The sequence below is a fragment of the Marinobacter sp. NFXS9 genome, from assembly GCF_040148665.1.
GTDB classification, from domain to species: Bacteria; Pseudomonadota; Gammaproteobacteria; order Pseudomonadales; family Oleiphilaceae; genus Marinobacter_A; species Marinobacter_A mangrovi.
On record NZ_JAGDDW010000029.1, the window covers coordinates 1 to 8,159 of the forward strand.

Annotated in this window: 6 protein-coding genes and 1 pseudogene; 5 read left to right on the forward strand and 2 right to left on the reverse strand. The window is 57.3% G+C overall.

From position 1 onward, the window contains the following. Window positions 1-209 precede the first annotated feature (209 nt). The 3 genes from J3364_RS22290 to J3364_RS22300 all read left to right on the forward strand — a co-directional run bounded on the left by J3364_RS22290 (window position 210) and on the right by J3364_RS22300 (window position 3,021). The gene (locus J3364_RS22290) at window positions 210-1,088 is read left to right on the forward strand and encodes a hypothetical protein (protein WP_349560367.1); all 879 of its coding nucleotides are present in this window, start codon (window positions 210-212) and stop codon (window positions 1,086-1,088) included. Further along, a complete protein-coding gene (locus tag J3364_RS22295; protein WP_349560368.1) occupies window positions 1,078-1,422 on the forward strand; it encodes a hypothetical protein in 345 nt (114 codons plus the stop codon). Before J3364_RS22290 ends, J3364_RS22295 begins: the two co-directional genes overlap by 11 nt. Before the next feature lie 408 nt (window positions 1,423-1,830). Further along, complete coding sequence (locus J3364_RS22300; RefSeq protein ID WP_349560369.1) at window positions 1,831-3,021, forward strand: glycosyltransferase; 1,191 nt, start codon at window positions 1,831-1,833, stop codon at window positions 3,019-3,021. A 59-nt stretch (window positions 3,022-3,080) separates the two neighbouring features. Here J3364_RS22300 and J3364_RS22305 read toward each other — a convergent pair whose 3' ends face one another. After that, window positions 3,081-4,271: a CynX/NimT family MFS transporter gene (locus tag J3364_RS22305; protein WP_349560370.1), complete on the reverse strand. Its 1,191-nt coding sequence runs from the start codon at window positions 4,269-4,271 to the stop codon at window positions 3,081-3,083. A 318-nt stretch (window positions 4,272-4,589) separates the two neighbouring features. Here J3364_RS22305 and J3364_RS22310 point away from each other — a divergent pair, with 318 nt between their 5' ends. Continuing rightward, on the forward strand, window positions 4,590-5,972 hold the full coding sequence (locus J3364_RS22310) for a ribonuclease J (protein ID WP_349560371.1): 1,383 nt from the start codon (window positions 4,590-4,592) through the stop codon (window positions 5,970-5,972). Window positions 5,973-6,217: 245 nt separating this feature from the next. On the opposite strand, the gene J3364_RS22315 is transcribed toward J3364_RS22310, so the two are convergent. Then, window positions 6,218-7,132 (reverse strand): LysR family transcriptional regulator, encoded by a 915-nt coding sequence (locus J3364_RS22315; RefSeq protein WP_349560372.1) that lies wholly within the window; start codon window positions 7,130-7,132, stop codon window positions 6,218-6,220. Between the two features lie 155 nt (window positions 7,133-7,287). Between J3364_RS22315 and J3364_RS22320 the strand changes: the two are divergent. Then, a pseudogene (locus J3364_RS22320) lies at window positions 7,288-7,989 on the forward strand (SLAC1 family transporter); the annotation flags it as partial. Window positions 7,990-8,159 lie beyond the last annotated feature (170 nt).

Consider the following 8,159-nt stretch of genomic DNA (forward strand, 5'->3'; position numbering starts at 1 on the left):
TCCCGTGGGATCATGGGGCTTTCTTCCGGTTTTTGGGCGAAACGGGGAGATTTATGATGGATATTATACCCCGAAGTCAGGCCAACTCATTGCCTTTGTTCAGGTTTTTACTTTTGCAGGGGCGACTTATTAGCTGTAAGGTCTCAGACGTGCTTCAAAATGGTCCCGTACCAACGCCAGAAATAGCCACGGATTAGTGGAGGGGAGTCATGCTTGAGTTTACGGAAGATCCGGAATGGCAACGGAAGCGGGAAGCCGCTTGGGGGCCGATCGAGGACCATATTAAAGAAGGTTTGACACGGCGCCGCGTCAAGCAGTTCAAACAATATTTTATGACAGGTCGTATACCGGAAGGTGTACACATCCCCCCCGCCGACGCGGTTGAGCATTTCCCCGTGCCTACTATTGAAGGAATTCGGTATTGTTTACGGGAAAATTACAGCCGGGAGATTTCGGACGAGGAATACGGGGTTCTGGTTAGGCAATTATCTGTTAATGTAAATACCATATATGGAATGTTGAGAGGGGAGCAGGTAAAGCTATTCGCATATGTAATGGGCGAGCGTTATGAAAAAGTTCGGGACTTTCCTTTTGCTATTGGTGGTGAAAAAAAACAAAGAAAGATAAGTTACGAGCCTGAAAAGCTCCTGAGGTCGGCGCTCATAAAAATAGATGAGTGGTTATCTGGCGATAATTATTTTGATCAAGCGCCTTTTTGGACAAATTTTACCAATTATTTGTCTTCCTTGTTATCTCATGCAGGAAAGGGGCATTTTAAATATAAATTATATGTATCTGGAGAATTGAAAAGGCCAAAATCTAAAGAGGCGTTAACGCTAAAATTGACTTGTTCGATAATTAGGAAGATGGAGCAAGCACACAAAGACCCCAAAAACTGCCAGCTTGATGACGAGAAAAAAGCCTTCTTGGGTGATTTCCGGAAGGAGCTTAACGCAGTGGAAAAATTGCCGGGAGATCTAGAAAAAATCAGGCGCGAGATACAGATTCAGGAAGGTACAGTAACTCCGAGCGTTATCGAGAATTTTTGGAGAAGACTCAGGCACAAAGGGGATCCCAATGGACAATAGAGTCCGAGTCGCTTTTAGATGCCGGCCAGATGACCAGAATGCCTGGAAGACTATCTTTACCGGTCTGTTCGAGCGCAATGAGATGGGAATGGTCTTTCAGGACCGCATGCTGGAACATTTTGGTGAGAAAGTAGATGCTCGGCTTGAAGAGGTGTTGGAGGCGTGGGGTGCCGACATGATGTACTTGGAAACCTGGGATCAAAATGGGGAGTTCTTCTCATTCGAAATCCCCGCCGTCGACGACGAGGAAGCTCTGATGGAAGATTTGCATTCCGTTTTTGTGTTGTGCCCCGTGTCTGAATTAGTAGTGGAGTATGTGCCGGACGGGGAGTAATTTTGGTTGTAGTGCCGTCGCTTCATAAACTGTATTTTTGTAATATCTAGAAGATCTCACAGGCAATATTGTTAATGTCAGGTTGTTGACGGAGATATGAGTTGACGCTCCGGGAACTGTTCTCATGGTTGAGGATGTTCAGGCGTAATAGAAAGTTTGCACTGTAGCGCAGAAAAATTAGTCAATACCAACTGTGCGGATGAAATCCATTTCATACCAAAGTTTAATTTATTTGATGTTGTCAAGAATTATAGATGTTTGAAACAGCCATCGCGAGGTATTACTTCATAATCAACAAGGCGTTGAGGACTGCAATGGCAATTGAAGTGAATTAATTTCTTAAGTATTTTCATGGTGAGATATCGCAGAACCGCTTTTTATTTGTAATTGGAATCTATAAATCCCGTTATGCCCCACATCCTCCTCATCTGGGAACTTGGCGAAGATCTTGGCCACTTGGCCCGTCTGTCAAAGCTGGCAGAGGCCTTCATGGACCGTGGCCATAAGGTCACACTTGCCGCCAAAGACCTGTCACGCGCCAACGTGTTTTTCAGGGAATCCCGCGCACGGCTCATCCAGTCTCCGGTCTGGCTCCCAAGACTGAAGCGACCAAGGCTGACTAAGACCCTGGCAGATATCCTGGCTTACAAAGGCTACGGCGACGTCGAAGGACTTTCTGCGCTGGTGAAAGCATGGCGCACATTGCTGGAAGACGCGAAGCCCGATCTGGTGATTTTTGACTACGCACCCACGGCGTTGCTGGCGTCACGAAATCTTCCGATACCCCGGGTCATCGTCTCCAACAGCTATTCATTCCCGGTCCCCGGGATTCCGGTGCAGGATATCTGCCCCTGGATCAAGGCGCCCTTCGAAGCCATGCAGCGCAACGAACAGCGGGTTGTGGACAACGTGAATCAGGTAGCCAAGCGCCACGCCTTGCCGGCAATTCATTGCATTGCAGACCTTTATGAACACGATGCGGCGTTCCATGCGGACTTGCCGGAGTTCGACCCTTTTGCTGCCGAGAGGACCGCGCCGGTTTATGTGGGGCCGCCATCCAACAGTATGAATTTCCAGGCGTGTGACTGGGGAAGTGGCGGTGGCAAGCGTGTGTTTGTCTACCTCAAACCTGGGCGTCAGCACGTGGATGCGGCGCTGAAAACGCTGGCGAAAAGCAACGCCATTGTCCGGGGTTATTATGCCGGTACGTTGACACCGGAGCTGCGCGCGCTGGCGTCACCTTCCTTCCAGTTGAGCGGTTCTCCGCTGGATATGGCGGCCTCTTTGAAGGGCGCAGATAAGGTGGTCGCCCATGCCGGGGTGGGCACCGTTTGTGATGCGCTGCTCGCCGGAAAGCCGCTTTTCGGGTTACCCACGCAGATTGAGCAAACCTTCAATGCCCATCAGATTTCTGATCTCGGTGTGGGCAACTGGGCCGGGCGTGATGACGATGAAAGCAATGTTGCGACGAAGCTGTCAGCTTTCCTGGCCAATGCAGAATCCGAGAAAAGAGCACGAACGTTCGCCCAGTTGAATGCGCACTATGCGAATATTAATTTCGAAGACACCGTCGTAGAAGGCTGCGAAAAACGCCTCTAGTTTTCACCAAGATGCGCATCTCATCACTTTGTACCCCCCTCCCGACCTCAAGTAGAAAACTAGCGTTCTTCCCCCACGTAAAGCGGACGACCCGCCGCCAGACCGAACCCGAGCGCCGCGAGGGCAATCACCGCGAGGAATACGCCGGCCACCTGCCAGTCGTGAAAAGCCCCATGCAACAGCCCCAGCACCAGCGGGCCGACCGCCGCCATGGTGTAGCCGACGCCCTGGGCCATGCCGGATAGGCGCGCGGCGGTCTCGTGATCCCGGGCGCGCACGGCCAGCAGGGTCAGTGCCATGCTGAACGTCCCGCCCTGGCCGACGCCGAGGATCACCGCCCAGAACCAGATGCCGCCGATCGGCGCGTAGAGGCAGCCCATCAGCCCGGCGCCGGTGAACAGCACGGCCAGCGTGATCATGGCCCGCTGGTCCCGCATGCGGCTGCTGATCCAGGGGGCGGCGATGGCCGAGCCGATCTGGATCATGATCGAGACGGACAGACCGATCCCGGCGTTCACCGCCGACATCCCGCGATCCTGCAGGATCGTCGGCAGCCAGCCAAACACCGAATAGGCCAGCGACGATTGCAGGCCCATGTAGAGCGTTACCTGCCAGGCTAGCGGATCCCGGAACAGCGAGCGGGCCGGTTTGGTCGGGCGTTTGGGGATGTGCTTGCCGTCGAGCTGCAGCCACCAGAGCACCACCGCCACCCAGGCCGGGATCGTCCAGATTGCCAGCGCCGCCTGCCAATCGCCGCCGAACGCCAAGCGCATGGGTTCCGTCGTCCCCGCGGCCGCCGACGCGCCCAGGCAGAGCACCGCGGTGTAGAACCCGGTCAGGATGCTGGCGGACGACGGGAAGTCCCGCTTCACCACACCCGGCAGAAGAACGCCCATCACCCCGATGCAGCCGCCGGCGATCAACGTACCGGCAAACAGACCTACGGTGCCGCTGTAGGGTCGGAGCACCAGCACCGCACCCAGCACCGCCGTGGCCACCAGCACGGCCCGATCCACCCCGATACGCTGGGCCAGCCGCGGCGCCAGCGGTGCGCAAAGCCCCAGGAACAGCACCGGCAGCGTGGTGAGAATCCCCTGACCGAACGAGCCCAGCGCCAGGGTCTCACCGATGCGCTTCAGCACCGGCGACACGCTGGTCAGGGCCGGGCGCAGGTTGAGCGCCACAAACAGGATGCCGGTCAGCGTCAGCACGGCGGACGGCGCCCGGGATTTTACAGCGGCTTCGGTCATAGGAGGCTTCTGCTTCAGATGGGTTCGGGTGATCGGCGATCACCGGGATCACGGCACGTGGAGACCGGTCAGGATTCGTCTCCGTGATACGGGCGCAGCCGTCGTGCAGATCGGAACGGCTGTCGCAAAACGCGCGGACACCGGCTGATAAACTTAACAAAGTCAGCTATTTGCGAGGCCATAATTGGCTCTGCACCAAAACGGTGATGGTAACGCACCCCGCACTGACCGGCCAGTCGAGGCCGCGGCGCTACCCGGAATCTGCGTTACACTGCAGGCTTGCACCGCTCGCTCACCCACAACCACCACAAGGATGCCATGACCCCCGACCACAACGACCTCTGGTTCCTGCCGCTCGGCGGCACCGGCGAAATCGGCATGAACCTCAACCTCTACGGCCACGACGGCCAGTGGCTGATGGTGGATTGCGGGGTGACCTTTCCCCGGCCCGGGCGGGTGGTGGCGGACGGCACGGTGCACCAGCGCGGCGAACCGCCGGTGCAGATGGCCGATCCCGCGTTCATCGCCGACCGCCGGGACCAGCTCGCGGGCCTGATCATCACCCACGCCCACGAGGACCACGTGGGCGCGGTGCCGTACCTGTGGCCGCTGTTGCAGTGCCCCGTCTACACCAGCCGCTTCACCGCCGAGATCCTGCGCCGCAAGCTGGCTGAATTCGACCTGCTGCACCGGGTGCCGATCCACGTGGTGGACGTGGAAGAGCGCCGCACCATCGGCCCGTTCCAGGTGGAGTGGCTGGCCCTGACCCATTCCATCCCCGATCCCAACGCCCTGATGATCCGCACCCCGGCGGGCAACATCTTCCACAGCGGCGACTGGAAGTTGGACGACGAGCCCCTGGTGGGCCACGGCTACGCGCCGGGCACGTTCAAAGCGCTGGCAGAAGAAGGCGTGGCCGCCATGGTCTGCGACTCCACCAACGCCACCGTCGCCGGCCATTCCACCTCCGAATCCGTGCTGGAAAAAGGCCTGCTGGCGGCCACCCAGGACGCGCCGGGCCGCGTCATCGTCGCCTGCTTCGGCAGCAACATCGCCCGCCTGCACACCCTCGCCAACGTCGCCCGCGCCACCGGCCGCTACATGGGCCTGCTCGGCCGGTCGCTGATCAACATGAGCGGCGCCGCCAAGGCCGCGGGCGTCTGGAACGCCGACGACCACCTCATCAACCCCGCCCACCTGGGCTACCTGCCCCGGGAAGAAGTGCTGGCCGTCGCCACCGGCAGCCAGGGCGAACCCCGCACCGCCCTGCGCCGCATGGCCATGGGCACCCACCCCGACGTGGAGCTGGAACCCGGCGATCGCGTCATCTTCAGCGCCCGCGCCATCCCCGGCAACGAAGAGGCCATCGACGCCCTGATCGCGAACCTCAAAGAGCAGGGCGTCGAAGTCATCACCGCCGAAGCCGCCGACCTCCCCATCCACGCCTCCGGCCACCCGGCCCAGGACGAACTGCGCGCCATGTACCAGTGGGTGCAGCCGGAAGTCGCCATCCCCGTCCACGGCGAAGCCGAACACATGGACGTCCACGCCGGCCTCGCGCGGGGCTGCGGCGTGCCTAAATCCCTGCTGGGGCGCAATGGGGATCTGTTCATGATCCGACCCGTGCCGGGAATGCGGCGGCAGGTGGCGGAGGTTGGACGGCTGGGTTGGGAGAAAGGGGAGTTGGTGAGGGTGGTTTGAGTGGCTAGGTGATTGCCGGAGGGTAAATCCGGTGCTGAGCTTGATAATCCAAGAGGGATGTTCAAGGCTTGTCGTTTGTCATTGCTGACTTTTTAATGCAATCCGATGTCAGCAAAGCGCAAAACCCGACCCTGCGCTTTATTTAGTGCCGGCATCATGGATCAGGTGGTCGTCAACGCCGAGGAACGATGTAACTAAACTGGGCGGCGGGGCTGGTACTCACGAAAGTGCTGAATCGGGTCCGTTCAGTAGCAAACTCCGGTTTTCTTCATTCGGTCCCTCAGTCGAGAGCCAGCGAAATCGAAAAAAGTCCGCACTTTCAACGGCAAGACCCCTTGGCCCGTATGAATGAGATTGATCGGGCGCGGTGCAGGTTCGAAGCGTTCAAGCAGAACCTTGAGCAAGCCGGCGTGAAGCGCATTGGCCATCTGATAGGACTGCACGCGGGTAATGCCGATTCCGGCCACGGCCGCGTCGATGGCGGCTTCCGCGGTACTTACCGACAGTCGGGAATGGACGGGGACTGTGAATTCAGACTTGTCTGAAACAAAGCCCCACGATTGCCGGTGTGACATCTGTTCGTAAGTGACACAGGAATGACCGGTGAGCTCGTTAGGGGTCGTCGGGGTGCCGTGCTCGGCAACATAAGCGGGGCTGGCGCAGACGATCGTACGCATCAAGCCTATGCGAGTGGCGACCAGGTTGCTATCCGGCAAATTCGCAATCCTCACTGCTACATCTACATGCTCCTCCACGAGAGACACTAGGTCATCGGTCAGTACCATCCGAACGTCAATTTCCGGATAGCTTTTGAGAAATTCAGTAACCACAGGAAGGACGTGAAGGCGCCCCAGTGCAATAGGGGCGGTGATAACCAGATTGCCTCTCGGAGATACGTATTCTCCCGATGCAATGCGCTCCGCTTCGTTCACCTGTTCAAGAATGCGCCGGCACGCATCGACGTAGGCTTGTCCCGCCTCGGTAAGCGAGAGTTGGCGGGTGGTTCGATTTAGGAGCCGGGCGTTCAGATGTTTTTCCAGAGCGCCCACTTTGCGGCTTACTGTGGCAAGCGGAATCTTGAGCTGCACCGCCGCTGCGGAGAAGCTGCCAGCATCCGCAACCGCTAGCAGGATCGACATGGATTCGAGTCGGTCCGTCATTGTCTCAATTCCTGGAATAGTGTTTGTCAATTATGGGTGATTATTACTGATGGTGGAATCGCATACTATCAGCGGATATCGGAGGGCGGCATGTGCCCTTTACATAGTGCTCCGATCTCGGTGTGGATTGTTACCCAGAAAGATGGCGGTGCCTCATGACAGCCTTTGCAGAACTGAAGTCAAAGTCCCGTGGAAAAGAATCATCGATCAGGAACCTTCCCGTTAACCTGTTCGCGTCGGTTATGGGTATTGCAGGGCTTTCCATTGCCTGGCGTCAGGCCGCCCAGGCTTTTGGTGTAGGGCAGCTGGCTTCTGACGTGACCGGCGTGTTGGCCGTGGTGGTGTTTGTGGTGCTGGCCATCGGGTATGTTGTTAAGGCCTGCAAACATCCAGCGGCGGTCGTCGCCGAATTCCGTCATCCAATCGCAGGAAATTTCTTCGGCACGATTACCATCTCTATCCTTCTCCTTTCCTCGGTGATTGGCCCGTTTAATCAGGCTGCCGGGCGCGTTGCCTGGGGCCTGGGCGTTGTTTCGACGTTCGTGCTCTGTTTTTCAATCGTGGGGCGGATGTTGAAAGGTAAGCTGGGCATAGAAAACGCTGTCCCTGCCTGGTTTATTCCCGGTGTGGCGACTTTGGATATTGCGATTGCCGGGGGATCCATCACGCCCACTTGGGCTCACGAGGTCATCTTGTTCTCCATAGCTGTCGGAACGATGATCGCGCTTTTGTTCTTTGTCATGGTCATGTCGAGGATGATTCACCACGAACCCGTTGCCGACGGCATGATCCCGTCCCTGATGATTTTGATGGCACCCTTTGAAGTGGGTTTTCTTGCCTATACCAATTTCTTACACAGGATCGATTCGTTCTCCGGAATGCTGTTTTATTTCGGTCTTTTTAGTCGCCCCTGCAAAAACGCCGTTTTCAGACAGCCAGCAATTTACCGGTCTCTGCCGATTCATCCGGCAACGCCGGGGTTGACCATAAAATAGCCAATATCAGGCGTAAATGCCGTCCGTTTTCA

Bases quoted from the DNA above. Each gene is read 5' to 3' on its own strand.
- J3364_RS22300 (WP_349560369.1), top strand. From the start codon at position 1,831: ATGCCCCACATCCTCCTCATCTGGGAACTTGGCGAAGATCTTGGCCAC.
- J3364_RS22310 (WP_349560371.1), top strand. From the start codon at position 4,590: ATGACCCCCGACCACAACGACCTCTGGTTCCTGCCGCTCGGCGGCACC.
- J3364_RS22295 (WP_349560368.1), top strand. From the start codon at position 1,078: ATGGACAATAGAGTCCGAGTCGCTTTTAGATGCCGGCCAGATGACCAG.
- J3364_RS22305 (WP_349560370.1), bottom strand. From the start codon at position 4,271: ATGACCGAAGCCGCTGTAAAATCCCGGGCGCCGTCCGCCGTGCTGACG.
- J3364_RS22290 (WP_349560367.1), top strand. From the start codon at position 210: ATGCTTGAGTTTACGGAAGATCCGGAATGGCAACGGAAGCGGGAAGCC.
- J3364_RS22315 (WP_349560372.1), bottom strand. From the start codon at position 7,132: ATGACGGACCGACTCGAATCCATGTCGATCCTGCTAGCGGTTGCGGAT.